Origin of the sequence: Erwinia sp. HR93, from assembly GCF_034555055.1 — a bacterium.
GTDB lineage: Bacteria > Pseudomonadota > Gammaproteobacteria > Enterobacterales > Enterobacteriaceae > Apirhabdus > Apirhabdus apintestini.
Genome location: NZ_JAXUDP010000001.1, coordinates 3682425 through 3707342, shown reverse-complemented (window position 1 = coordinate 3707342; position 24918 = coordinate 3682425). Strand labels below are relative to the sequence as shown.

Genomic DNA, 24918 nt, shown 5'->3' with positions numbered 1-24918 from the left:
ATTGGCATCCAGCGCGGCTACGCCTGAGGTGTTCCTAACCTGAGCGGGGCTAGGGTATGAAACCGGATTGCCGGTACCAGGGGCTCTGCACAGGCGCCGCTGCTGGCACAATTTATAAGATTACGGCCACTGGCAGCTGGAGGCGAAATAGGAGATGAGTCTTAATCTATTTCAGGTCGGGATTAACAAATAAAATCGCTTAGCAGCAGCGGTTTAGCCGCTATCTGAGATTTGATACAGGCGCTAATAAAGGCAGAGTTGCGCCGTTGGTTGCCGGTTACAAACGCGCGAAGCCGGTAATATGTAGTGCAGGTTAAAAACGATAATAATATAGCCCGGCCAGAGCCTGGGCTATATTGGATATCCGTTAAATCGTTATTAGGGATTATTGAGACGCGCTTTTCTGCCTTTATTTATCAGCAACGGCGTATTTCAATACGTTGCCTTCCCAGCCTTTCTTACCGTAGTCATTAACGTGCAGAACTCGTTTGACGGGCGCGCCGGCTTTAAAATTAATCTCTTTAAAGTTGACATATACAATGGTAGGGGCGAACAGGGATTTAAAATAGTATTCACCGTGGCTCATATCGGCGATAGTTTGGAAATACGTGGCATTGCCTTTATTATCCTGTTTACGAACCGTGTATTGACCATAGTCACGCATAATTGCAGCATCGACTCCCGCTTTATCATCCGGCATACCGGGAGCTTCGGCGTTATTATTTACCACGGCCAGGACAAAACCCTGCGCCTGCGCTTTATAATCGGGCTGCGGCACGTGATCGAGATCGTAACTGGCCCGCACAAAGCGTTCATCCGCATCTTGCCCGCCAGGGATATCTTCCAGATCGGCATTTTTATACTTGTCGAGATTTTTCATTTGTTCGGCGATTGAAGGGGGATTGGTCATCACCCGATACTGCTTGCCGTGATAAATATTCACTTTGCCATCGTCGATTTCAATGATGGCAGAATCGCCCGACTTATCTTCAAGCGCAATATGCTTAGTATCGGTTGCGTAATCAATGGGTAATTTTTTAGCTTTAAGGCGCACGTCATTTTGAATGGCGTTTACGGCATCGTTAACGCTGGAAAAATTATCAAGGATATACGTAACCCAGCCGCGGCTTTCCAGCACCGGTTTGCCCTGATTATCCTTTTGTTCCTGCACGCCGTTTGTGTAGTACTGCGTATGAGCAGCCAGGCCCGCTTCGTTCATCCCGTCCATAGGGAATTTATTATCGGCGTATACCACAACGCTCCCATAGCGCGTTTTCCAGTGCGGTGAGGTAGGATCATCGCCGCCGCTGCGTTTTACGCCACGCGGCGTAATGACCAGCGCCGGATCGACCGGGCCAAAAAAATCTAAATTGCGCGCACTAACCATGTAGCCTGGGTATTGGTTCAGAAAAGCGCGGGTACAGGCGCTGGTGCTGCCCATAAACATTGCGCCAGCGGTAAGACCAAGGAGTACAGCAGTTGATTTCATTTGAAATGCTTTCATAGGTAAAAGTTCCGTTTGTTGTTATAAATCTCCTCTAAGCAAAGTTATATACCTAGTTAATATTAGTTTGCTAATTAAATTGCATTTTGAAATGTTACGGAATATTGATATTTATCCGGCGGATTTAGGGCGGTATATAAGGAATGTCACTGCCGTAGAAGAAGGGGACTTTAAGAAAACAGTAATGCAGTAACTGATTATTTACAGCCAGAATCAGTAGGATGTGTCATTGCTATTTCGACGTTGAACACAATATAAAATCCCTATATATCGGGTATGAACCCCGGTTTTGCGCTATTTGATACGACAGGGCTACTCCATAATAGCGCTCTCTGACCTGCATTATTGTATCTGCACGACTATCTATTTATTAATGGATTAACGGTGTGGAAACACCGTTACGGCAGGTAAGTATAATAAGCATATTGATCAATACTATGAATAAATAATAATGACATTGATTGGATAATTTGATGGTTAACGCTATTTAAATTTGTAAATTTGCGGATGCAAATGAAGCAGCTCTACAAAAACTACAGCCCAGCGCGGTAAATGAAGACTCTGGGTATTTATCGCCAGCTGCTGGTCGAGAGAGATGGCTAACGGCCTGATTTTTCGCTATGGCGCATTGCTAAGTCTTTTTGCTCCGACATAACGAGTACAACAGTGCCGTCATCGCTGTTTCTTTCAATCTGAAGGCCAGTCTCATTATCAGTTTCTGACACAATTGCCCGGCGAAGAGGGCAGTAGTGCTTCATAAAAAAGCTTCCGTCAGGCTCTTCTGCCGTGGCTGTCTGTTGTCATCCTCACAGGGGCCAGTTTTAACGGAATGCCATTGATGGCGGTGGCGGCGGTGAGCGTTAGCTACAGAAGGCGAGATGCATTTCAACGCATGATAAATAGGCTCATATTATGCGTAGATATCTAAGCCTATCAGCATGCGTATTGGTTCAGGTAAAACGGATATGCCAGTTCAGAAATCCTCGCCGCTGACCAGCCACATATCTGCTTCTTCGAACATTTCCTCTAACATCCGGTTTAGTTTTTCCCGGTCACTTTTGCTGGCATCGGAATTTAGAGCGTTAGCCTGCATGGGTTTAACCCGCACGGTAGCAGAAGGGAATATTCGGTGAACACGGCGCGTCAATTCATCCAGGATTATTTCGTTTGCGCCGGTTAACCCTGAAACATTGCGTTTGTCATAGACGAGTTCGACGTACATAGATACCTTATTTTACTGGCTAAAAATACAGGCAAATCTACTGTAAATTAATACAGTGTCAAGGAGATCAGAAGCGGAATATCGCGACCGGCGAGTTTGATGATAGACCGGCCGTATTTTTACGGGATTGGGTTCTGCCATCGTTTCACTATGTTAAAATCTGAGAAAACAAAAAAGCAGCCTTAAATGGCTGCTTTATGTAGAGAAATTTGGTCGGTACGAGAGGATTTGAACCTCCGACCCCTGACACCCCATGACAGTGCGCTACCAGGCTGCGCTACGTACCGATTTGTGGGGCTAATACTACCCGTTTCTTCACCGATTGCAAGGGGAGGAGACGCCGAGTGAGCTATAAATAATCAATCAGTTAGCAATAAAGCGTTTTTCATCCGTCAGCACTTGTAGCAGCAGACTTAGCTGCGGCCGCGGCTCTTCAATTTCATCCCCATTGCGGTCCCAGACCTTATAGCGCCCGTTATTATCCAGCACCAGCGTCATATCAGCAGTGGTAATCGCCAGCGTATTGCTATCAGCGCCGATAAGCCAGGGCCTGCGGCGATACGCGCTGAACAGATCCTCGCCCTGAGAATACTCCATCGCCGGTGAACTCACGTGCAGCAACCTCTGCATCAGCGTTGTCATAATATCCTGATGCTCTGTCAGGCGCGTAATTCGCTGCGCGGGCGTGCCCGGCCAGTGAATCACCAGAGGCACCTGAATGCGTGAGCGGTCCCAGGCAAAACTGTCGCGCTGGGTACCAAGAGGGATGCCGTGGCTGGCGGTAATAATCACGACGGTATTTTCTAATTGCCCGCGCTGGCTCAGAGTCTGGAGAATACGCGCAATTTGTTTATCAACGCCGCGCGCCGCGCGTTCATAGCGCTGCGTCAATAATCTTGCATCGGTTTCATTTTGCGTAGGCTGGGTACCGTTAAGCGAAACCCATGAGAACCAGCGATTATCATCCGATGCGTATTTACCCAGCCAGTTTATCCACTGGTTGGTGGTTTGCAGGTCGCTCTGTACGCGCGCCTGAGGCAGCGAGAAATCTGAAAGCAGCGCCTGGCGGTACAGCGGGTTACCAAATCCATCGGAGGCGAACAGCCCAAGCTGGTACCCCTGCTGATTGAGTGCGGTAACAAGAGCGGCTGGGGTGCGGGATGACAGTACGCCGTCCATATACGTGGGCGAGATGCCGTAAAATAGCCCGAAGATGCCGCCATCTGCGCTGTTACCCGCGCTCATATGCTGGGTAAAATTAATATTCTGCCCGGCAAACTGAGCCAGTGCGGGCATGGTTTTCTGCATCTCTACGTAGTTCAGCCCGTCAACGGTTATCAGTAAAACATTGTGACCGCTGCCCATATCGTTATAGCGCAGCGCGTTGAGCGGATATTGCACCGAGACGGCTTCAGGCGATCCTTGTTCCACAAGGCGGCGCTGATACTCTTTCGCGTCCAGCAAACCGTGTTTTTCCAGGAAGCGACGCGCAGTCATTGGGTAGGAGAGCGGCAGATTGGCGCGCTGCATGGTGATCGGGCGATAAAAATTCGCATCCGCCCAAATGTACATTATGTGGCTGGAGAAAAAAGAAACAATAAACAGCACTACCAGCGGTCTGACATAGCGCGCGCGACGGCTAATACTGCGTAGCTTTTGCCAGCACCACGTCGCAAACAGCATTTCAATCAACAAAATCACCGGCACGCTGATAAACATAAGCTGCCAGTCGCGCGCCATCTCTCCTTTATCAGGATTGATGACCAGCTCCCAGACAATGGGATTCAGGTGCAAGTGGAAGCGGGTAAAGACTTCGCTATCAATCAGTAGCAGCGTCATGCCCGCAGTAGCGAAAATAACCGACAGGAAGCGCATTAGCCGCTGTGACATCACCACAAACGTGAGGGGAAACAATATCAACAGATAGGCGGCAAAAACCAGGAAGCTGAAGTGGCCTGCCAGACTGAGCCAGGAATAAACGCGCCCGGTCAGCGTTGCCGGCCAGTCGGCGACTAACAAATAGCGGCTGCCCAGCAGCATCGCTACTAACATATTGAACAGAGCAAACCAGTGTCCCCAGCTAATCATCTGGGAAACTTTTTCACGGTAGCGCTGACGGTTAGTCACCATAACTCGTTCACAGTGTCCTTAGTGCGCGGCGTCTTCGCTGACAGAAGACTGTAGCGCGTCGGCGAATGAGCGGGCCAGCAAACGGCGTTGAGCAGGCGCGACGCTGGTATTAATCAGGTTAGTCACCATGTTTCCCAATACCATCAGGGAAAGATCGGTGGGTGCCCTGTGTTTCTCAAGGACTTCAACCAGTTCAGTCAGGAGCGCCTCAACGCGTTCGTCACTATAGCGGGATGTCTGCGGCATAAAATCGATTATCAGTCTATTCAGGAAAGTGCGATATCTTACCGTAGCATGCGTTATTTTTCTGCTTTTTTATCACCGGTTGCACATCCTCGCCGGCAATGGTTGAATACCGGCCGGTCCAATAGGAGAGTTTATCATGAGTCTGGATATCGACCAGATAGCCTTACATCAGCTTATTAAACGTGACGAACAAACGCTGGAGCTGGTGTTACGCGACACGCTGCTGGAAACCAGCCCGGCGGTAGAAGAAATGATGGCGGAGTTGCATCGTGTTTATAGCGCGAAAAGCAAAGCTTACGGTTTGTTTAATCAGGAGAGCGAACTGGCTGAAGCGCTGCGCCTGTGTCGCCAGGGCGAGGAGGACTTTCTGGGCTTTAGCCGGGCAGCGACCGGCCGTTTGCGCGATGAACTGGCAAAATACCCTTTCGCCGAAGGGGGCATCGTCCTGTTTTGTCACTACCGCTATCTGGCCGTCGATTATCTGCTGGTTGCCGTACTCAATAATTTGAGCAGTATGCGCGTCAACGAGCAGCTGGATATCAGCGCTACTCATTACCTGGATATCAATCATGCGGACATTGTTGCGCGCATTGATATGACCGAATGGGAAACCAATCCGGAGTCAACGCGCTATCTGACGTTTCTTAAAGGCCGCGTTGGGCGTAAAGTTGCTGATTTTTTCATGGATTTTCTCGGTGCCAGCGAAGGGCTAAACGCGAAGGTACAGAATCGCGGGCTATTGCAGGCCGTCGATGACTTTGCGGCGCAGGCGCAGCTTGATAAACATGAGCGGCAAAATGTGCGTCAGCAGGTATACAGTTATTGCAGCGAACAGCTGCAGGCGGGCGAAGATATTGAACTTGCCTCGCTCTCAAAAGAACTGGAAGGCGTAAGCAGTCAAAGTTTCCATACCTTTACCGCAGAGCAGGGATATGAGCTGGAAGAGCACTTTCCTGCGGATCGCAGCACGCTACGCCAGTTAACGAAATATGCCGGCAGCGGTGGAGGGTTAACCATTAACTTTGACGCTATGCTGCTCGGGGAGCGGATTTTTTGGGATCCGGCGACGGATACATTGACCATTAAAGGCACTCCGCCGAATTTACGCGATCAGCTACAGCGGCGGACGGGCAATAACTCATAAGGCAAATATTGCCGGGGCAGGCGGGGGATTCCTGCGCTTCCGCCATAAAAAAACGCCGCATGAGCGGCGTTTTCGACGATAACAGGCGATTAAGCGCGTACGAAGTCGATATGAGTGATTTTCGGCTTGTACGGATGGCGCTGAACGGCCTGAACTTTGACTTTCTCTTCTTTACCGTCGACAACCAGGGTCAGCACTTCAGAATAGAATTTTTCATCTTTCTGGGTATTGATGATCTGGTCGTGATCCAGCTCGATAGCAACCGGCTCAGCGTTGCCGCCGTAAATGATAGCCGGGAACTTGTTAGCTGTACGCAGGCGGCGGCTCGCACCCTTACCCTGCTCTTTACGAACGTTTGCGTTGATAGTAAACATCTTTTTCTCTCTTAATTAGTGCCTGCTACAGGCGACCCAGCAGCAGGCGAAGATTCTGCCCTGCGGACGCAAAGCGGGCGGCATTATAGCCGTATCAGGGGATAACGGCAATAAATGAAAATCTCCGACGCTGCTAAGCGGGTGTAGTACGTAAATGCGCTTTCGCGGGGCAGCGCTTTAAACCCAATATGCAATGGAGTAACATCCCTGACGTTATCGGAGTGAAATCAGTATCGTCATGTGAAGGGATTCTCAGGTAGGGGGCTATAATGTTTGCGGAATTTGGTGTACTGAACTTCTGGACCTATTTTGTCGGCGCCGTTTTTATTGTACTGGTGCCTGGGCCGAATACGCTTTTCGTATTGAAAAGCAGCGTTGGAGACGGCGTGAAAAGCGGTTATTTGGCGGCCTGCGGCGTATTTATCGGCGATGCGGTACTCATGTTTCTCGCCTGGGCCGGGGTGGCGACGCTGATAAAAACCACGCCTGTTCTGTTTAATATTGTTCGCTATCTCGGTGCCATCTACCTGCTTTATTTGGGTGGCAAAATGCTTTATACGACCTTCTTCCAGAAGGCAAAACCCGATGCCAATAAATCGACGCCAGGCGGTGCGATTTTACGGCGCGCGCTAACGCTAAGCCTGACCAACCCGAAAGCTATCCTTTTCTACGTCTCCTTTTTCGTGCAGTTTATCGACGTGCACGCGGCGCATTCCGGCATTTCATTCTTTATTCTGGCCAGCGTGCTCGAAATCATCAGTTTTACCTATCTCAGTTTTTTGATTTTTTCCGGCGCTTTCGTTACCCACTATATCGGCACCAAAAAGAAACTGGCTAAAATCGGGAATTCGCTCATTGGCCTGATTTTTGTTGGCTTTGCCGCGCGCCTTGCCAGCTTACAATCCTGAGGTTTTAGCCGCGCAGCTCATTGGCGCGGCGAAAGCGCCCCTGATAATCAAAGATTTTCTCTCTGACCTGCCACCAGGCGCCTTTTTTACGCGCCACGACAAAATCGGGATGGCGCAGGGCGTGTCTCTGTTGCACGATATCCGCGGCGGTTATCCAGCGTAAGGGAATCCCGGGCGTTCGGCTATGCGGGCGTAAAAAGTTGAGCTCAAAGGCGGTTCGCTGGGCGGGCGTATGTAAACGAAATCGTTCGCTGACATCGGCGCCGTCTTCATCATAATAAGTGATGTTAAGCCATGCGCCTTTCTCATCGGTGCCGTCCCGCAGCGTCATACCGCTACAGCGTAGTACTAACGCATCTTTAAGTCTGAGCGCCGCTTTTAGCATATCATCCGGATCGACCAATATTTCATTACACTGATGGCAGCGGCGTGCGGCAATATCGTTTTCTGCATTACAGTGCGGGCATTGTTTAAAGCGAAAGCGAAAACCGCACTGTTCGCGCACGCCATCGTCGTCTTCAAACCATCCCTGGCAGCGGCGACCGTAGTGTTCGATAAGCGAGCCGTCGGCCTGGACTTTCCCCCAAAACGTATTGGCAAACCCACAGTCAGGACAAAATACCTGCACTGGGACATTGTCTGATGCGCCGCGCGGGCTACCCACCTCGGGCGTATAAATATCATGGGGATTACCGGCGTAATCCAGGATCAAGCAGTCGGTTTTGCCGGGTGCCAGCCGCAGCCCGCGCCCGATAATTTGTTGGTATAAACTCACGGACTCGGTCGGGCGTAAAATAGCGATAACATCCACGTGCGGGGCGTCAAAACCGGTGGTGAGAACGGAAACGTTAACAAGATAGCGAAACGCTTTGCGTTTAAACGTATGAATCAGCGCGTCTCTTTCCGCCGTCGGCGTGCTGCCAATGATTAGCGCGGCCTCGCCCGCGGGCAGCAGCGAGAAGACTTCTTTGGCATGCTCGACGGTGGCGGCAAAAATCATTACGCCGCGTCGCTCCGCGGCAAATTCAACGATTTGATGGACTATCTGCGGCGTGATGCGCTTTTGGCGCGCCAGCTCTTTATTCAGACTTTCTTCGCTGAACAGGCCATTATCCTGCGCTTTTAGCCGGCTAAAATCGTATTGAACCACGGGCATATCAAGGCGCTGCGGGGGCGTCAGCCAGCCATTTTTTATCATATAGCGCAGCGGCAACTCATAAATACAATCAGAAAACAGCGCATCCTGATTACCGCGCACCATGCCATGATAGTGATAGCGATAAATCCACCCTTTGCCTAACCGGTACGGCGTGGCCGTTAACCCGAGCAGGCGTAGCGCTGGGTTAATTGTGCGCAGGTGAGTCAGGATTTGTTGATACTGACTATTATCGCTGTCGCCAATACGGTGGCATTCATCAACGATGAGCAAAGAAAAAGGCGTGATAAAATCCGCGATATTGCGTGCAACCGACTGCACGCTGCCAAAAATGACTTTTCCGCCGCGCTCTTTTCGCTGTAGCCCGGCGGCATAAATATCCGCGTCCAGCCCCAGCGCGCAGTACTTAGCGTGGTTTTGCTCCACCAGCTCTTTCACGTGTGCTAGCACCAGTACACGGCCCCGCGCCAGCCTCGCCAGTTCCGCGATGACTAAGCTTTTACCCGCGCCGGTTGGCAGCACGATCGCGGCAGGCGTAGTATTGGCACGAAAATGCGTTAACGTTGCAGCGACGGCATCTTGTTGATAAGGGCGTAAACTAAACGACATGGCGGGTAGGGGACTCAACGGCGATACGGGCAAAGCATCATTATGCCATGAAACAAGTGAAAACGGGCTTTTTCCGCCCGCGGACGATGGTTATACTGTTACAGGAAAACATGTCAACGCGCCGACTTAGGCTCGGTATCACCATTACAGGCACTTATTATCCATGCGACTTGATAAATTTATCGCCCGGCAGCTTGGCGTCAGCCGCGCTATCGCGGGCCGGGAAATCCGCGCCCAGCGCGTTACCGTAGACGGTGAAATAGTAAAAGACAGCGCGTTTAAATTACTGCCTGAACACGATGTTGCTTTTGACGGCAGCGTTCTGGCGCAGCAGAGCGGGCCGCGCTATTTTATGCTGAATAAGCCTCAGGGCTATGTTTGCGCTACTGAAGATCCCGACCATCCAACGATACTCTATTTTCTTGACGAGCCGGTGGCACACGAACTGCATGCGGCAGGGCGTCTGGATATCGATACCACGGGGCTGGTATTAATGACGGACGATGGGCAGTGGTCGCATCGTATTACTTCGCCGCGCCACCGCTGCGATAAAACCTATCGCGCTACGCTCGATGCGCCTATTACTGAAGAAGCTGCGCGGAGCGTCCAGCAAGGGGTACAGCTGAACGGCGAGAAATCGCTGACGCTTCCGGCGACGCTTGAAATTCTTACGCCGACAGAAGTGCGTCTGACCATTAGCGAGGGACGCTATCATCAGGTAAAGCGCATGTTTGCCGCCGTGGGTAATCACGTGCAGGCGCTGCATCGCGAACGTATCGGTGCGATTTGTCTGGATGAGACGCTCGCTCCCGGAGAGTACCGGGCGCTAACTGAAGATGAAATAGCCAGCGTCGGCCTGCCGCCGCGTTAATGGCTGGAGAACAACTGTGACGACAAAAGAGCCGCCTTCCTCGCTGAGCATTGTTTTTATTCTGGGGCTGCTGGCAATGTTAATGCCGCTATCCATTGATATGTACTTACCGGCTTTGCCAGCGATCGCCGACCAATTCCATGTTCCGGCGGGCAACGCTCAAATGACGCTCAGCACCTATATTCTGGGGTTCGCGATAGGGCAGCTTTTTTACGGGCCGCTGGCAGATAGCCTGGGGCGTAAACCGGTGATTTTGGGCGGAACGCTGGTTTTCGCTCTGGCGGCGTCGGCCTGTGCGCTTTCCCAGACGATTGGAATGCTTATCGTCATGCGTTTTTTCCACGGTTTAGCTGCCGCAGCGGCGAGCGTGGTTATCAATGCGCTAATGCGCGACATGTATTCCCGGGATGAGTTCTCGCGGATGGTTTCCTTGATGATGCTGATTACCACCATTGCACCACTGCTGGCACCGATGATAGGCGGTGCGGTGCTGGTGTGGTTTAACTGGCACGCTATCTTCTGGATTCTGGCACTGGCGGCGCTGGTGGCCTCCGTGATGATAATGACGCTTATCAAAGAGACGTTACCTCCGGAGCGGCGCCAGCGTTTGCATTTAGGGACTACGGTACGTAATTTTGCCACGCTGTTTCGGCATAAGCGCGCGCTGAGTTACATGATGGCCAGCGGGTTCAGCTTTGCCGGGATGTTTTCATTTTTGACCGCCGGGCCTTTTGTTTACATTACGCTTAATCACGTTAAATCCCAGCATTTTGGCTACTATTTCTCGCTCAATATCGCCTTTTTGTTTGTAATGACTATGCTAAACGGGCGCCTGGTGCGCCGGGTCGGGGCGCTGCGTATGTTTCGTACCGGCCTGCTGATTCAGTTTGTAGTTGCGCTTTGGCTGGTGGGCAGTACTGCGCTACACCTTGGTTTTTGGTCGATGGTCGTGGGAATTGCCGCGTTCATTGGCTGCGTATCGATGGTGTCTTCGAACGCCATGGCGGTAATACTGGATGAGTTTCCCCATATGGCAGGCACTGCGTCTTCGCTTGCCGGAACCTTTCGTTTTGGCATTGGCGCCGTAACGGCGTCGCTACTCTCGCTTGCCACCCTTAATTCAGCGTGGCCAATGATTTGCTCTATCGCGCTGTGTGCGACCTGTTCTATGGCTTTTTATCTGTACGCCAGCCGTTCTGCGCGGCAGTAAACATTCGGGTGCGCCGTCTGGCGCCCCTGACTTTCTATTTATTAATCCACGTCAACGACAGCCGTTCTTCAACCCTTATAATTGTTGTTATTTTGTAAGCGTTAAGATTAAAAAACGTCATTACCTTGTAGTAAAAAGAGTTGAGTTAGATCGTATAAACAGGTAAATATAGCGCCCACGGGCGTAGAAAAAACTAATAACCGCCTGTTCCTTCGGAATTTTATGGGTTAGTCAGGAAGTGAATCTTTGAGTGTTGCCGTTGGCCGTCTGTTCCACGCCTAATATAGCCACCCATCTTTTTCTTCTCAGGCAATAATAAATGCTCCGCAGGAAACATAATTAACTTTTTTTAGCCGGCTTTTCGCCATTTTATTTTTTTTAACACCAACGCGTCTTTGATTTCCTTTCTGCACGTTTGTATCATTTTTTTAACATTTGTGTAAGATAATAATAATAGTAACGCTACCGGGGAATAACGTGAATACTTTACAGTTGTCCATCGTGCATCGTCTGCCGTCGCGCTATCGCTGGTCTGCCGGTTTGGCAGGCATCAGTGTTGAACCGATTCCGCCGCAGATTGGGACTGATGATAATGCGCTTATCGGGTTGAAATTACTCAGCCCAAATGGGGAAAAAGCCTGGACAGTGATGCGCTCATTAAGCCAGGATTTGATAGGCATTGCGGTTAATAGTGCCGTACTGGAATGGGAGGGCGAGCCCTGCCTGTTTGTTGAAGGCCAGGATGAATTTGCTGCTATCTGCTGTCTGAAAAATTCAGGCGTGGCGATTGCTGAAAATGTCAACGCCGCTAATCCGTTTTAACAGGCGGTGAGCGGCGCCAGAAGCTGACGGGTATACGCCGTGCGCGGCGCGCTGAAAACCTGATGACAGGTACCCTGTTCTACGGCTTCTCCCTGCTTCATTACGATAACCTGGTGGCAGAGCGCACGTACCAGTTGTAAATCATGACTGATAAAGAGCCAGGCCAGCGCGTATTTTTGCTGTAGATGTTTTAGTAGTTCGAGTATCTGCGCCTGCACCGAGCTGTCCAGCGCGGATGTGGGCTCATCAAGAATCACGAGCTGTGGTTTTAAAATAAGCGCGCGGGCGATAGCGATGCGCTGGCGCTGTCCGCCAGAAAACTCCGAAGGGTAGCGGGAGCGCATTTCTGCCGTAAGCCCCACTTCCTGCATCACAGTAATCACCTGGCTTTCTCGCTCTTGAGCGCTTAACTGCGGTTGATGGACGCGCAGACCCTCTTCTATTATTTGCTGGATGGACAGACGCGGATTTAAGGCGCTATTAGGATCCTGAAATACCGCTTGAATACGCCGCCGAACCGGCAATAACGCTTTGACGTCGAGGCAGTGCAGCGGTAATCCATCAAACATAATGGTGCCACTGGAGGCTATCAGACGCAGTAGCGCCAGCCCGGTAGTACTTTTTCCTGAGCCTGATTCCCCCACCAATCCGAGGCTTTCACCCGGACGCAGTGAAAAACTGAGCCCCTTAACCGCGTGATGATAACCTACCGTGCGCCGAAGCAGGCCGTGACGCAGGGGGAAACTCACCGTCAGATTATGTACTTCAAGAAGCGGTGGTTGAGAAGGTTTCAGCGCAACGGGTTTTCCAGCGGGCACTGCGTCCAGTAACTGGTGGGTATAAGGATGTCGGGGTGCGTTAAACAAAGTCTGCACCGGGGCCAGCTCAACGCATTTGCCCTGGCGCATCACGGCAACCTCGTCTGCCAGCGTGCGCACGATATTGAGATTATGAGTTATAAAGAGTAGCCCCATGTTCAGATCTCGCTGGAGTGAGCGTAATAATGTCAGAATTTGCATTTGGATGGTGACGTCCAGCGCGGTTGTGGGTTCGTCCGCAATGAGTAATTCCGGGTGAGTCAACAGGGCCATTGCTATCATCACCCGCTGGCGTTCGCCGCCGGAGAGCTGATGCGGATAGTCGTTCAAACGCCGGCGCGCACTGCGGATACCGACGCGTTCCAGCCAGTCGAGCACTTCATTTCGGGCCGCAGCGCGGCGCATCCCACGGTGGAGTGAAAGTACTTCACTGAGCTGTTTTTCCAGCGTGTGTAGGGGGTTAAGCGAGACCATCGGTTCCTGAAAAATCATGGCGATACGATTGCCACGCACGCTTCTTAGCGCTTTTTCCGACGCATGCAGCAGCGAATCGCCGCAGAATTGAATATCGCCTTCGGGATAGATAACCGGCGGTGAGGGCAGCAATCGCAGAATCGATAGCGCGGTAACGCTTTTCCCAGAGCCTGATTCCCCGACCAGCGCCAGCGTTTGTCCGCGCTCTATGCGCAGAGACAGCGCGTCAACCACGCGATTCTGCGTATTTTTCTGACGAAAGGCGATAGTCAGATCCTGAATATCTAACAGCGGTGCTGGCATATTAATAGGCCTTGTGCGGATCGAAGGCGTCGCGAACGGCCTCGAAGATAAAAATCAGCAGCGACAGCATAATCGCCAGCGTTAAGAAGGCGGCTAAGCCCAGCCACGGTGCCTGAAGATTGTTTTTACCCTGCAGTAGTAGCTCGCCAAGCGAAGGCGAGCCGAGCGGCAGTCCGAATCCAAGAAAGTCCAGCGCCGTCAGTGTGGTAATCGCTCCGCAAAGAATGAAAGGCAGAAAGGTTAGCGTGGCCACCATGGCATTGGGCAGCATATGACGCAGCATAATAGCGAAGTCTCCGACGCCCATAGCTTGCGCGGCACGAATATAGTCGAAATTGCGGGTTCGTAAAAACTCGGCGCGCACCGCGCCGACCAGCCCCATCCAGCCAAACAGGGCCGTTATCCCCAGCAGCCACCAGAAATTAGGTTGCACCACGCTTGAGAGCAAAATGATTAAAAACAGCGTAGGCATACCGGACCACACTTCAATAAAGCGCTGCCCCCACAGATCGAGCTTTCCGCCATAGTAACCCTGCAGCGCGCCAGCCAGCATGCCAATAAGGCTGGTACAAAAGGTGAGCGTCAGACCGAACAGCAGGGAGATTCGCGTGCCATATACGATTTTAGCCAACACATCGCCGCCGTTTGCGTCGGTACCGAGCCAGTGTGTACGCGATGGCGGCGTAGGGAAAGGGCGCCTGGTGGCGTAATCAATGCTGGCTGCGCCGTAGCGGACGGGGGCCCAAAGCGCCCAGCCGTTGGCGTCAATTTGCCGGCGCAGCCACGGGTCCTGATAGTCAGCCGGCGTCGGAAACGGGCCGCCGAAGTCTGCCTCACTATAGTCAATCAGCGCGGGCACCAGCCAGCGCTGCTGATAATGTACCAGCAGCGGCTTTTCATTAGCCAAAAATTCAGCAAACAGGCTCAGAATAAAAAGGATGGCAAAAATCCACAGCGACCAATAGCCGCGCCGATGCTGGCGAAAGCGCGCCCAGCGCGCCTGATTTACCGGGCTGAGCGATTTCATGCGCGCCCCTCGAAATCAATACGCGGGTCCACCCACATGTAGGTTAAATCACTCACAATATTCAGCACGAGCCCAATCAGGGTAAAAATATACAGCGTGCCAAACATCACGGGATAATCGCGCGAAACCGTCGCTTCGTAGCCTAATAGCCCCAATCCGTTAAGGGAGAACATGACTTCTATGAGCAGAGAGCCGGTGAAAAACATACTGATAAACGCAGCGGGAAAACCTGCGATAACCAGCAGCATGGCGTTGCGAAAAATATGCCGCAACAGAATCTGCTTTTCGTCCAGCCCTTTGGCGCGAGCCGTTACGACATATTGCTTACGAATTTCATCCAGAAATGCGTTCTTGGTTAGCATCGTGAGTGAGGCAAAGCCGCCGATTACCGTTGCCAGTACCGGTAGCGCGATGTGCCAGAAGTAGTCTGCCACTTTTTGGTACCATCTCAACGCGTCAAAATTTGCGCTTACCAGCCCGCGTAGCGGGAAGATATCCAGCCAGGTTCCGCCTGCAAAACAAACAATCAGGACAATGGCGAACAAAAAGGGGGGGATGGCGTAGCCAATAATAATTAGTGAACTGCTCCAGATGTCAAAGCGGCTGCCGTTATACATCGCTTTGCGGATGCCGAGCGGGATGGAGATAAAATAGATAATAAGGGTGCTCCACAGCCCCAGCGACACGGAAACCGGCAGGCTCTGTTTAATCAAATGCAGCACGGAGGCGCTGCGAAACAGGCTGTCGCCAAAATCGAAGCGGATATAGCGCCATAGCATATCGAAATAGCGCTCATAAAGCGGTTTATCAAAACCGTAGCGATGAGTAATTTCCTGAATAATCTCCGGGTCCAGACCGCGCGCGCCGCGGTATTGATTGTCGCCCGGCCCGGCAATGCCTGGGCGGGTATGGCTTCCTGCGTCAGCGCTCTGAGCACCGCCGGGCATAACCGCCTGCCCGCGCCCGAACTGAATGGCTGCGATGGCCTGATCCACCGGGCCGCCGGGTGCAATCTGAACAATAAAAAAATTCAGCGTAATGATGGCCCATAGGGTGGGGATGATGAGTAACAGGCGGCGTAGTAAATAACGTATCATGGGTATTCCTTAACGCCGCTGCGGCGGTAAAGCAGCGGCCTTCGCCGAATCATACCACCAGGTATCCAACCCCAGCGCATAGCCTGGATGGCGGGAGGGACGCGCGAATTTGTTCCACCAGCTTAATCGTTCAGACGCCTGATACCACATTGGCAACATATAATATTGCCACGTCAGTACGCGATCGAGCGCCCGTCCGAGCGGCAGCAGTCGCGCCTTATCTCCCTGATGCGCCGCGATCTGCGCGATCAATTTATCGACTATAGGGTCCTGTACGCCCGGCGTATTCCAGCTTGAGTCCAGATAGGCAGATGCCCAGCTAATCTGGAGATCGGTACCGGGCCAGGGCATGGCGGGATATAACGCCGGCATCATATCAAAGTCCCGGCGCCGCAGGCGGTTGGTGAGCTGTGAATTATCAACCTGGCGCAGGGTTACGCGGATTCCCACGCGCGCCAGACTATGCTGGAAAGGGAGCGCCCATGCGTTATTGCCGCCGGCCGGTAGCAGGAGTTCAAATTCAAACGGCTTGCCGCTTTGGCCATTTATCAGGCGCTTATTTTTAACGGTCCAGCCAGCATTACGTAATAGTTTGAGAGCAGCGAGCTGCTTGTCGCGCGGGAATCCGTCCGCAGATGTGTGCGGTGGCTGAAAAACGCGATGAAACAGCTCGGCCGGGAGCTGGTTTTTAAAAGGCGCGAGTAGCGTTTGCTCTCCGGCATCGGGAAGTGCGCGCGCCGCATATTCAGTATTTTGAAAATAGCTATTTGCCCGCCGATACGCGCCATAAAACAGCGCTTTATTCATCCACTCGAAATCAAACGCCAGCGCGATCGCTTCGCGCACTCGGCGGTCTGAAAACAGCGGGCGCTGAAGATTAAATGCCAGCCAGCGCGTGCCCTGAGCGGCACTATTTTGCTGCTCCGCTTTAACGATATATCCACGCTCGAAATGCCGGCCGGTATAGCGCGTCGCCCAGTTTTTTGGGTTATTTTCACGGCGAATATCAAAGGCGCCGGCTTTAAAAGCTTCAAAGGCGACATTGTCATCAAGGTAATAATCGTAGCGTAAGGTGTCGAAATTCCAGCGCCCGCGATTGACCGGCAGGCTGGCGCCCCAGTAATCGGCCACCCGCTGCCAGACCACATACTGACCCATCCGCCAGTCGGTGATGCGATAAGGGCCGCTGCCGAGGGGAGGATGTGCGAGCGGCGCACCCAGCGAGCGGTGGCGCCAATATTTTTCTGGCATGACGGGCAGCGTTAGCAGACTCAACATAGTCTCTTTATTTGGCTGCGCAAGGGTAATGCGTACGGTGTGTGGCCCCAGCGCACTGACGGTAACGCCTTTATAGTAAAGGCGGAACTGCGGTACGCCTTCCGTCATAAATTTATGAAAGGTAAAGGCGACATCACGGGAGGTAATAGGGCTGCCGTCATGAAAACGTGCCTGGGGATTAAGCGCGATCTCAGCCCAGGCAAAGTTGTCAGGGTGACGTGCAGAGGTGGCGATCAGCGGATAATAGCTGCCGGACTCGTCGTCAGACGTAGTAAACAGAGAGTCATAAATTTGCCCGGTGCGCTCAGCCGGGTTGCCGCGCAGCGCGTAACGGTTGAAATTATCAAAGGTGCCGATGACGGAAAGCGTCATTTGGCCCCCTTTGGGCGCCTGAGGATTAACGTAATCGAAATGGGTAAAACCCGAGGCATATTTCGGTGCGCCCAGAATCGCGAAAGCGTGGCTGACGTTTGTTTCCCGGGCGCTACCGCTGGCTGAAATCATCAGCGCCAGCATAAACCAATAGATGCGAACGACCATTAATCGCAGTTTCCTGTATTTGGCACGCTTCGCAAGCATAGCGCGAGAATCGAAACGTATTTACCGTCACGTCGGGAATAATAAGGGAGGTGAACGCGTTTGTGAAATAAATGTCCGGGCTAATATTATCTGTTTTCAGTCTGACGGATGGGTAGCCTGCAATAGTGGCGGTGAAGTGATAAGAGGTAAATACCGGGCGCCAGTGACGGCTATATTCCAGGGGCCAGCGAGAAAGCCGGTGCGTTAACGGGTTGGCTCTGTATCCATGTTATTAGCCAGAGAAAGAGCGGAGTAGTAGAGAATACGCATTTTCTGGAAAAGTAATCATGAATAAAAATAAACCCCTTATTGGCTAAGGGAAACGCCGGGTTTATACGTGATATCCATCGCACCAAGAGTCATTTTTGTATGCCAGATTAATCAAAGCACCAAGTTTCATTACCGTACAAAGCGCAATGTTTGTGGTGAAATAATAACCAGAAATAAACGGGTGGGTAGCAATATACGGGACACTGCGCAATGGGTAATAATGGGAAAAATGAAATAAAAAAACGCTGCCAGGCAGCGTTTTAAAACGTTTGGTTATCAGGACATCTTTAAGCCCGCAGCGGCTTAATTAACTGTGATTTAACACCCGGCGCGCCGAATTATAGCGTTTTTTCCAGTAAGGATCGCTGAGCCTGGAAATCATCACGCCGCTACTGGTGGATGCGTGTACGAAGCTGTCGTTACCGATATAAATACCGATATGGCGACCCGTAGAACCGGTATGGAAAAGTATCAAATCGCCGGTGCGTAATTTCCCGCGGGAAACAAACTGGCCGCTGGATTGCTGTTCGCTGGTGGAACGCGGTAATTCCAGACCAAACTGTTCGCGAAATGTTCGTTGAACGAAGGCTGAACAATCAATACCTTTGCGTGAGGTTCCGCCCAGGCGATAGCGAACGCCTTTCCAGCTGGTATATTGATCCATTAGACGAGATTTAATGTCCAGATTATGGACCATTTGCTCGAATTCATCCTGAGAAGCTTGCAGCAAAAAGCCACCGTTATTATCTGCTGCATGCGTATCAGTACGTGTATTTTGTGCGGTATTTGTAGAACTACAGGCCGAAAGCGCTACTGCCATTGCAACCGCGGGGAGCGCCCGCAGAATATATCTCAAAACTGGCTGAGATTTGACCATTTTGTTTATTATCCCTTGATGTCCTTAACGATAAAAATCGTTATGTTATTAACCAAACGTGATGAGAGTAATGACCTGCGTATAATGAGACAATTCTGTAAATCATAAAGTGTGGGATAACGCACACTTTACTTTTGCGGGGAATTCGACCTTATAGCGCAAAACGGGTGAAAGATTACCCGATTCATTTAGCCATGGCGAGCATTTTCATACCCAGATTATCTATATTTTTGTGTGGTGATATAACAAAATGTTTCAGCCTTTGAGGGCAGGTATCGCAAGGTTTTATCGGTTTATTAACGTTTCTTTAAATGAATGTGAAAGTATTTAATTTCAGAATTAAGGCCACCGTGAAAACCGAGTTAAACACCGGCGAAAACGGTCGCCGGTGTAATAGTTTGTTTAATTAAAATTGATCCTGATTCGGGTTTTATTATTTATTCCTTCCCGGAAGACAGCGATTAAGCGAATTAATTAATCGATCGCTCAATGGCGTCATTAGAATCCAGGGTAACCCTACAAGCACTACGGCAAGAGATCCGACGAAAACATCGGTAAACCAGTGGGCGCCAATCATAATGCGCGGCAGCGCGAATAACAGAAATATCATCACGGCGATAATAAACGCGGTTTTGCCGAAGTAGCGCAGCATAAAGCCGCAAAATATTAGTAGCATCATTCCGTGATCGCCCGGGAAGCTGTCGCCAGATGCATCTTTCGTGGGGAAATGCAGCAGGTCGCGCACGCGATTAATATGCGTAAATGTGAGCGTCGGGCTGGGGCGCTTCACCGGGAGCGCCTGACCGATTTGGTTTAGGATCACAGCGCTGAGCAGCATAACTACCCCCATGATGACAATATGGCGACGTTCGTGAGGCGATGCTTTTCGCCAGAACCACAGCATTAATAGCCCCATACACAGCAGTGAACAGGCGTCAAATGCGCGGTTATTCGTGATGGCGACAAACCATAAAAAAGTACGATTGGTGCTCAGCGCGGCGTTAAAAAAATGAAACAGCGCCGAATCAATGGGAAACCAAAAACCGTGATTTACCGGAAGATACCAGGAGAAAAATAGCGCCAGACCGAGGGCGTTAAGCAGCACGATAAGCGGAAAAGAAGCGTGACGTAGCATAGTGTTCCTGGAGAGAAGATAATTTAAGATAAATACGTTAGTTGCGCTCGGGTAAACGAAGCCTCAACAGATCCCGCTGCAGCGCATTCCAGTCGCTATCCGCATAATGAATAAGCTCGATGCGGCTGTCCGGCGGCGCAGCACTCTGTGTCTCGATATGTAAATCGGCGTCCTGGCGGTTAATTCGCACCAGGCCTTCAGGGATACGCAAAACGCCTTTTACGCGCTCCACCGGCGCAAGCCGCGCCCATTCAAGAAGGCCGATGGTATCGAAACACGTCTGGGCATCGAACACCCAGCCGCAGCCATAATAACCCTGCCCCTGATTCAGATGCCGCCGCCAGCGCTGGTGTTCCGGCAGGCTTAAGGCGGCCAGCACGGAAGCAGGTGCCTGGCTATGGGTGTGAGAAGGGTGGGCGGGAAGGTCGCGCAGGTTTTGTCGCGGCGTATCCAGCAAAGAGGGGGCAACGCCGCCCTGGCTGACGGCGATCAGCGTGCGCTCGCCCAGGCTTTCCTGTCGCCATGCGCTCAGCGCCAGTTCTGCGGGCGCATCCAGCTTATCTATTTTATTTGCGACGATGATATCCGCAGCGGCGAGCTGATCCTGAAAATTACTGTCCTGGTAGTAGCGCGCTTCCAGAAGCTGGCGCGCGTCGAGCAGCGCAAGCGTCGCACGTAAATCAATCCATGGCTGATAAACATCAGCGGTGAGCATATCCAAAATTTGTTTAGGATGGCCAAGCCCGGTGGGTTCAATTAAAAGCCGGTCTGGTTTCCCCTGACGCAGCAGCGCGTTCAGGCCAATTTGCATGGGCAATCCATTGACGCAGCACATGCAACCGCCGGGAATTTCTTTTAACAGCGCGCCGCTTGCCGCTAATAGCGCGCCGTCTACGCCCACTTCACCGAACTCATTAACCAGTACCGCCCAGCGTTCATCTGCCGGCTTATGCGCTAATAAATGGCGAATGGTGGTGGTTTTACCGCTGCCGAGAAAGCCGGTAATCAGATTGGTTTTTGTCACGTCGGCTCCGGAAACGCCAGGATAGACAGGAGCGACTATCCTGGCGAAAAAGCGCTGAAAAGAGAAGAGGCGCGCGCAAATAACGCGTCAATAGGCAGGCTTATCCATTAATCAGCCTGGCTATTGCTCCACGCGCGCCGTACTGGCACAGCGCGCGCCAGGCGTGCGTGACTTCCCGGACAAACCCAGCGTTTTCGGGGAGGTCATCACCGAAGATTTCGCACAGCGTTAGCAGAGCGCTTACGCGGTTTTCCGGGGAGCTTTCCGCTACCAGCGCGCTGATTTTTTCCTTCAGAGGATCGCGGAGTTCAAGCGGATTACCGTCGTCGTCACTGCCGCTTATATAGCGCATCCATCCGGCCACGCCCAGAGCAAGGTAGTGCCATTCTCCGCCGTGGCGCAAATGCCAGCGGATACTGTTTAGCATTCGCTGCGGCAATTTCTGACTGCCATCGGTGGCTATTTGCTGCGTAAGGTGTTGCAGCGTGGGGTTACTAAAGCGCGCCGCTAAGGATTGACTATAGTCACTGAGATTAACGTCGGCGATGCTCAGCGTGGGGGCTTGCTCATTCATCATCAGGCGCAGCATAGCCTGCCGAAATAAAGCGTCCTCCATACAGTCGGCGATAGTTTGGTAGCCCGCCAGGCCGCCCAGCCAGGCCAGAAAAGAGTGGCTGCCGTTAAGCATACGCAGTTTCATCTGCTCCCAGGGCGCTACATCGGCCACCATTTGCGCTCCGGCCAGTTCCCAGGCGGGACGTCCGGCCACGAAATTATCCTCAATCACCCACTGTATATACGGTTCGGTACTTACGGCGCAGGGATCGTTAACGCCACAAATAGACGCTATCTCCGCCAGCGTGTCAGGCGTTGTAGCCGGGACGATGCGATCGACCATGGTAGCCGGAAACGACGCATTGTCATGGATCCAGTCAGTCAGGTCTGCGCTCCGGCGCTTTGCCAAATCCAGGATGGCGCGCCTGACGATGGCGCCGTTATCCGGGATATTATCGCAGGAAAGGACGGTAAACGGCGCCAGCCCGCGGGCGCGGCGGCGCGCCAGCGCTTCAACCAGAATTCCGGGCGCAGAATGCGGCGCCTCGGGCTGCTGAAGATCGTGCACAATTAGCGGGTGAGTAAGATCCAGCTGGCCGGTAGCCGCATCGATACAATAGCCTTTTTCTGTAATAGTCAATGAAACGATAGCCACCTGCGGTTCGCAAAATTTCTCAATAATGGCCGGCATCCCGTCCAGCTTTGTATTCAGACACTCATGAACCGCTCCAACAATAATTGTTTTGCTACCCGCCCTATCTTTTTCCTGCACGGTATACAGGTGCTTTTGCTCACACAGAGCCTGCATTAATTTATCGCCGCTAAATAAGCTTATCTCGCATATTCCCCAGTCGCCTCCTTTAAGATTGAGCACGCGGTCAGTCAGTAGCGCCTGGTGCGCGCGATGAAAGGCACCAAAACCAAGATGCACTATGCGGGAGCGGAGTTGATTGCGGTCATACTGAGGTTGCCGGACAGCGGCAGGAAGTTGAACCGATGCGATAGTTTTCATGAAAACACAGTCCTTGCCGGGCGCTAAATCATCCCCATCAGTGTAAAGTTATATGACAGAAAAGGGTATTGGTATGCTTGAATTAACCCATTAATGTGAGGTCGATCAACCAATTCCCGCACATCATTTGACGCTATTGCCTGGGGTTGTATGGTACCTTAAGTGGTAATGCAATAATTGGTATAACAGGTCTTAAGGAGACGATGATGGAGCAAACCTGGCGTTGGTATGGACCGAACGATCCGGTGTCATTGGATGATGTGCGCCAGGCGGGCGCGACTGGCGTAGTGACTGCATTACATCATATCCCAAACGGCGAAGTGTGGCCGGTGGAAGAGATACGTGCGCGCCAGCGAATAGTGGAAGAAAAAGGTCTAACCTGGTCTGTGGTGGAAAGTATCCCCATTCATGAAGATATTAAAACGCATACCGGTAATTATGAGCGCTACATTGCGGCTTATCAGGAAAGTCTTCGTAATCTGGCGCGCTGTGGAATTGATACCGTGTGCTACAACTTCATGCCCATCCTCGACTGGACGCGCACTGATTTAGCCTGGACATTGCCAGACGGCTCCAAAGCGCTGCGCTTCGATCAGATTGCGTTTGCGGCGTTTGAACTGCATATCCTAAAGCGGACCGGCGCAGAGGCCGATTACTCCGCCGAAGAGCAGCGCGAAGCGCTCGCCTATTTCCAGGCTATGTCACCGCAGCAAATTGAAACACTGACGGGCAATATTATCGCCGGTCTTCCCGGGGCGGAAGAGGGCTATACGCTGGATCAATTTCGGGCGCGTCTGGCGGAATATGACGGCATCGACAAAGCGCAGCTGCGCGAAAATATGGCGTACTTCCTGCGGGCGATTATTCCGGTGGCGGAAGAGGCGGGCGTGCGTATGGCTATCCATCCTGACGATCCGCCGCGCCCAATCCTCGGCCTGCCGCGCATTGTTTCCACTATTGAAGATATGCAGTGGATGAAGCAAACCGTCGACAGTATCTATAACGGGTTTACCATGTGCACCGGATCGTACGGCGTGCGGGGAGATAACGATCTGGTACGCATGATTGAAACCTTTGGCGATCGGATTCATTTTACTCACCTTCGCTCAACCTGCCGGGAAGATAACCCGAAAACGTTCCACGAGGCTGCGCATTTGCAGGGCGATGTGGATATGGTCGCGGTGGTAAAAGCGATTCTGACGGAAGAAGCCCGACGCGCGGCGGCCGGTAATGCGCGCCCAATTCCAATGCGGCCCGATCATGGTCACCAGATGCTGGACGACTTACGCAAGAAAACCAATCCGGGTTATTCCGCGATTGGGCGGCTAAAAGGGCTGGCGGAAGTGCGCGGCGTCGAACTGGCGCTTAAACGCGTGATGTTCCCGGAATTGCTGTGATTGGTTGGCGTAATTTCGGCCTTTACTATCAGAGCTATCGCGCTGCCAGCGCCGGGCTTTCCGGCAATGCGCTAAATAAACGTACGGCGTTAATGCCAGGTAAGTTACGGATGTGAGCGCTAAGGCGCAGGCGGGGCGCTACTACAGGCGCCGCCTGAGTAAAATATAGAACAGATGCCGGGTAAAAGCCCGGCAGACTCGCCTGATACACCGGCACCGGTAAGCCCGCAGGCCTGCGGTTCCGGCGCTGGCAGCGCCTTAGAAGGTGCAGCGGTTAGTCGGCGCGGCCCATATAGCGGCGCTCAGCGATATGAATGCGAATTTTTTCCCCGCTATTCAGATATTCCGGTACCTGAATCACTAGCCCGGTAGACAGCGTTGCAGGCTTGGTACGCGCACTGGCGGAGGCTCCTTTGATGCCCGGAGCGGTTTCAATAATCGGTAGATCTACCGTTTGAGGCAGCTCCAGTGCCAGGATTTGCCCATCCCAGGTCAACACCTGCATGCCAGGAAGCCCTTCTTCCGGAATAAACTGTAGCTCCTCGCTAATCTGTTCCTGATTAAAGCTATAGGGCGTGTAATCTTCCTCGTCCATAAAGACATACTCGCTGCCGTCAACGTAAGAAAAATTGACCGGGCGGCGGCTCAGGGTAATGGTATCGAGGATATCGTCACCCTTGAAGCGCTCTTCGACTTTTAATCCGGTGCGCACGTCGGCAAACCGCATTTTATACAGCGTGGACGCGCCGCGGGCGCTCGGGGCCTGGATATCAATATCTTTAACCAGCAGCAGCTTGCCATTGTAATTAATGGCCATACCGCGCTTAATTTCATTAGCTCTTGCCATAATGAAGTCCTGTAAATGGTGTGGCGAAA

General features: G+C 52.1%; 21 protein-coding genes and 1 tRNA gene. 6 read left to right on the top strand and 16 right to left on the bottom strand.

What is annotated here, in order from left to right:
• Positions 1–409: 409 nt before the first annotated feature.
• The 5 genes from SFA31_RS17285 to SFA31_RS17265 all read right to left on the bottom strand — a co-directional run bounded on the left by SFA31_RS17285 (position 410) and on the right by SFA31_RS17265 (position 5102).
• Positions 410–1489, bottom strand: coding sequence for a linear amide C-N hydrolase (locus SFA31_RS17285; RefSeq protein ID WP_322839095.1), 1080 nt, complete (start codon positions 1487–1489; stop codon positions 410–412).
• Positions 1490–2477: 988 nt separating this feature from the next.
• Positions 2478–2726: a DinI family protein gene (locus SFA31_RS17280; protein ID WP_322839094.1), complete on the bottom strand. Its 249-nt coding sequence runs from the start codon at positions 2724–2726 to the stop codon at positions 2478–2480.
• Positions 2727–2936: 210 nt separating this feature from the next.
• Positions 2937–3013, bottom strand: a tRNA-Pro gene (locus tag SFA31_RS17275).
• A gap of 76 nt (positions 3014–3089) precedes the next feature.
• The gene (gene yejM, locus SFA31_RS17270; protein WP_322839093.1) at positions 3090–4856 is read right to left on the bottom strand and encodes an LPS biosynthesis-modulating metalloenzyme YejM; all 1767 of its coding nucleotides are present in this window, start codon (positions 4854–4856) and stop codon (positions 3090–3092) included.
• An 18-nt stretch (positions 4857–4874) separates the two neighbouring features.
• A complete protein-coding gene (locus SFA31_RS17265) occupies positions 4875–5102 on the bottom strand; it encodes a YejL family protein (RefSeq protein ID WP_322839092.1) in 228 nt (75 codons plus the stop codon).
• A gap of 136 nt (positions 5103–5238) precedes the next feature.
• On the opposite strand from SFA31_RS17265, the gene yejK reads away from it, so the two are divergent.
• Complete coding sequence (gene yejK, locus SFA31_RS17260; protein ID WP_322839091.1) at positions 5239–6246, top strand: nucleoid-associated protein YejK; 1008 nt, start codon at positions 5239–5241, stop codon at positions 6244–6246.
• Positions 6247–6335: 89 nt separating this feature from the next.
• Here yejK and rplY read toward each other — a convergent pair whose 3' ends face one another.
• On the bottom strand, positions 6336–6620 hold the full coding sequence (gene rplY, locus SFA31_RS17255) for a 50S ribosomal protein L25 (protein ID WP_322839090.1): 285 nt from the start codon (positions 6618–6620) through the stop codon (positions 6336–6338).
• Between the two features lie 269 nt (positions 6621–6889).
• Here rplY and leuE point away from each other — a divergent pair, with 269 nt between their 5' ends.
• Entirely contained in the window at positions 6890–7528 is a 639-nt protein-coding gene (leuE, locus tag SFA31_RS17250; RefSeq protein ID WP_322839089.1) for a leucine efflux protein LeuE, read from the top strand.
• 4 nt (positions 7529–7532) lie between these two features.
• Here the strand turns inward: leuE and SFA31_RS17245 are convergent, their stop codons facing one another.
• The gene (locus SFA31_RS17245; RefSeq protein ID WP_322839088.1) at positions 7533–9293 is read right to left on the bottom strand and encodes a DEAD/DEAH box helicase; all 1761 of its coding nucleotides are present in this window, start codon (positions 9291–9293) and stop codon (positions 7533–7535) included.
• 163 nt (positions 9294–9456) lie between these two features.
• Here SFA31_RS17245 and rsuA point away from each other — a divergent pair, with 163 nt between their 5' ends.
• From rsuA to SFA31_RS17230, 3 genes are all read left to right on the top strand, one after another.
• Entirely contained in the window at positions 9457–10164 is a 708-nt protein-coding gene (gene rsuA / locus SFA31_RS17240; RefSeq protein ID WP_322839087.1) for a 16S rRNA pseudouridine(516) synthase RsuA, read from the top strand.
• A 16-nt stretch (positions 10165–10180) separates the two neighbouring features.
• Positions 10181–11374 carry a Bcr/CflA family multidrug efflux MFS transporter gene (locus SFA31_RS17235; protein WP_322839086.1) on the top strand — a complete coding sequence of 398 codons (1194 nt, stop codon included), beginning with the start codon at positions 10181–10183 and terminating at the stop codon, positions 11372–11374.
• 477 nt (positions 11375–11851) lie between these two features.
• Positions 11852–12196 carry a YejG family protein gene (locus tag SFA31_RS17230; RefSeq protein WP_322839085.1) on the top strand — a complete coding sequence of 115 codons (345 nt, stop codon included), beginning with the start codon at positions 11852–11854 and terminating at the stop codon, positions 12194–12196.
• Here SFA31_RS17230 and yejF read toward each other — a convergent pair.
• The 8 genes from yejF to SFA31_RS17190 form a co-directional block, all read right to left on the bottom strand.
• Positions 12193–13791 (bottom strand): microcin C ABC transporter ATP-binding protein YejF, encoded by a 1599-nt coding sequence (gene yejF, locus SFA31_RS17225; RefSeq protein ID WP_322839084.1) that lies wholly within the window; start codon positions 13789–13791, stop codon positions 12193–12195. The two genes, SFA31_RS17230 and yejF, sit on opposite strands and share 4 nt — an antisense overlap.
• Position 13792: 1 nt before the next feature.
• Entirely contained in the window at positions 13793–14818 is a 1026-nt protein-coding gene (locus SFA31_RS17220; protein ID WP_322839083.1) for a microcin C ABC transporter permease, read from the bottom strand.
• Positions 14815–15915 (bottom strand): microcin C ABC transporter permease YejB, encoded by a 1101-nt coding sequence (yejB, locus tag SFA31_RS17215; protein ID WP_322839082.1) that lies wholly within the window; start codon positions 15913–15915, stop codon positions 14815–14817. The genes SFA31_RS17220 and yejB overlap by 4 nt, the downstream gene beginning before the upstream one ends.
• Before the next feature lie 9 nt (positions 15916–15924).
• A complete protein-coding gene (locus tag SFA31_RS17210) occupies positions 15925–17733 on the bottom strand; it encodes an extracellular solute-binding protein (protein WP_322839081.1) in 1809 nt (602 codons plus the stop codon).
• 616 nt (positions 17734–18349) lie between these two features.
• A complete protein-coding gene (mepS, locus tag SFA31_RS17205) occupies positions 18350–18919 on the bottom strand; it encodes a bifunctional murein DD-endopeptidase/murein LD-carboxypeptidase (RefSeq protein ID WP_322839080.1) in 570 nt (189 codons plus the stop codon).
• 433 nt (positions 18920–19352) lie between these two features.
• Positions 19353–20054, bottom strand: coding sequence for a phosphatase PAP2 family protein (locus SFA31_RS17200; RefSeq protein WP_322839079.1), 702 nt, complete (start codon positions 20052–20054; stop codon positions 19353–19355).
• Positions 20055–20091: 37 nt separating this feature from the next.
• Positions 20092–21078 carry a GTP-binding protein gene (locus SFA31_RS17195; RefSeq protein WP_322839078.1) on the bottom strand — a complete coding sequence of 329 codons (987 nt, stop codon included), beginning with the start codon at positions 21076–21078 and terminating at the stop codon, positions 20092–20094.
• A 100-nt stretch (positions 21079–21178) separates the two neighbouring features.
• Positions 21179–22645: a mannitol dehydrogenase family protein gene (locus tag SFA31_RS17190; protein ID WP_322839077.1), complete on the bottom strand. Its 1467-nt coding sequence runs from the start codon at positions 22643–22645 to the stop codon at positions 21179–21181.
• Between the two features lie 206 nt (positions 22646–22851).
• Between SFA31_RS17190 and uxuA the strand changes: the two genes are divergently transcribed.
• Positions 22852–24042, top strand: a complete 1191-nt coding sequence (uxuA, locus tag SFA31_RS17185; protein ID WP_322839407.1) for a mannonate dehydratase — start codon at positions 22852–22854, stop codon at positions 24040–24042.
• 274 nt (positions 24043–24316) lie between these two features.
• Here the strand turns inward: uxuA and yeiP are convergent, their stop codons facing one another.
• Entirely contained in the window at positions 24317–24889 is a 573-nt protein-coding gene (gene yeiP, locus SFA31_RS17180) for an elongation factor P-like protein YeiP (protein ID WP_322839076.1), read from the bottom strand.
• Positions 24890–24918 lie beyond the last annotated feature (29 nt).

Bases quoted from the DNA above. Each gene is read 5' to 3' on its own strand.
- SFA31_RS17200 (WP_322839079.1), bottom strand. From the start codon at position 20,054: ATGCTACGTCACGCTTCTTTTCCGCTTATCGTGCTGCTTAACGCCCTC.
- SFA31_RS17190 (WP_322839077.1), bottom strand. From the start codon at position 22,645: ATGAAAACTATCGCATCGGTTCAACTTCCTGCCGCTGTCCGGCAACCT.
- yejK (WP_322839091.1), top strand. From the start codon at position 5,239: ATGAGTCTGGATATCGACCAGATAGCCTTACATCAGCTTATTAAACGT.
- SFA31_RS17220 (WP_322839083.1), bottom strand. From the start codon at position 14,818: ATGAAATCGCTCAGCCCGGTAAATCAGGCGCGCTGGGCGCGCTTTCGC.
- yejB (WP_322839082.1), bottom strand. From the start codon at position 15,915: ATGATACGTTATTTACTACGCCGCCTGTTACTCATCATCCCCACCCTA.
- SFA31_RS17265 (WP_322839092.1), bottom strand. From the start codon at position 5,102: ATGCCGCAGACATCCCGCTATAGTGACGAACGCGTTGAGGCGCTCCTG.
- rplY (WP_322839090.1), bottom strand. From the start codon at position 6,620: ATGTTTACTATCAACGCAAACGTTCGTAAAGAGCAGGGTAAGGGTGCG.
- uxuA (WP_322839407.1), top strand. From the start codon at position 22,852: ATGGAGCAAACCTGGCGTTGGTATGGACCGAACGATCCGGTGTCATTG.
- yejF (WP_322839084.1), bottom strand. From the start codon at position 13,791: ATGCCAGCACCGCTGTTAGATATTCAGGATCTGACTATCGCCTTTCGT.
- yeiP (WP_322839076.1), bottom strand. From the start codon at position 24,889: ATGGCAAGAGCTAATGAAATTAAGCGCGGTATGGCCATTAATTACAAT.
- rsuA (WP_322839087.1), top strand. From the start codon at position 9,457: ATGCGACTTGATAAATTTATCGCCCGGCAGCTTGGCGTCAGCCGCGCT.
- SFA31_RS17285 (WP_322839095.1), bottom strand. From the start codon at position 1,489: ATGAAATCAACTGCTGTACTCCTTGGTCTTACCGCTGGCGCAATGTTT.
- mepS (WP_322839080.1), bottom strand. From the start codon at position 18,919: ATGGTCAAATCTCAGCCAGTTTTGAGATATATTCTGCGGGCGCTCCCC.
- SFA31_RS17280 (WP_322839094.1), bottom strand. From the start codon at position 2,726: ATGTACGTCGAACTCGTCTATGACAAACGCAATGTTTCAGGGTTAACC.
- yejM (WP_322839093.1), bottom strand. From the start codon at position 4,856: ATGGTGACTAACCGTCAGCGCTACCGTGAAAAAGTTTCCCAGATGATT.
- SFA31_RS17210 (WP_322839081.1), bottom strand. From the start codon at position 17,733: ATGGTCGTTCGCATCTATTGGTTTATGCTGGCGCTGATGATTTCAGCC.
- SFA31_RS17245 (WP_322839088.1), bottom strand. From the start codon at position 9,293: ATGTCGTTTAGTTTACGCCCTTATCAACAAGATGCCGTCGCTGCAACG.
- leuE (WP_322839089.1), top strand. From the start codon at position 6,890: ATGTTTGCGGAATTTGGTGTACTGAACTTCTGGACCTATTTTGTCGGC.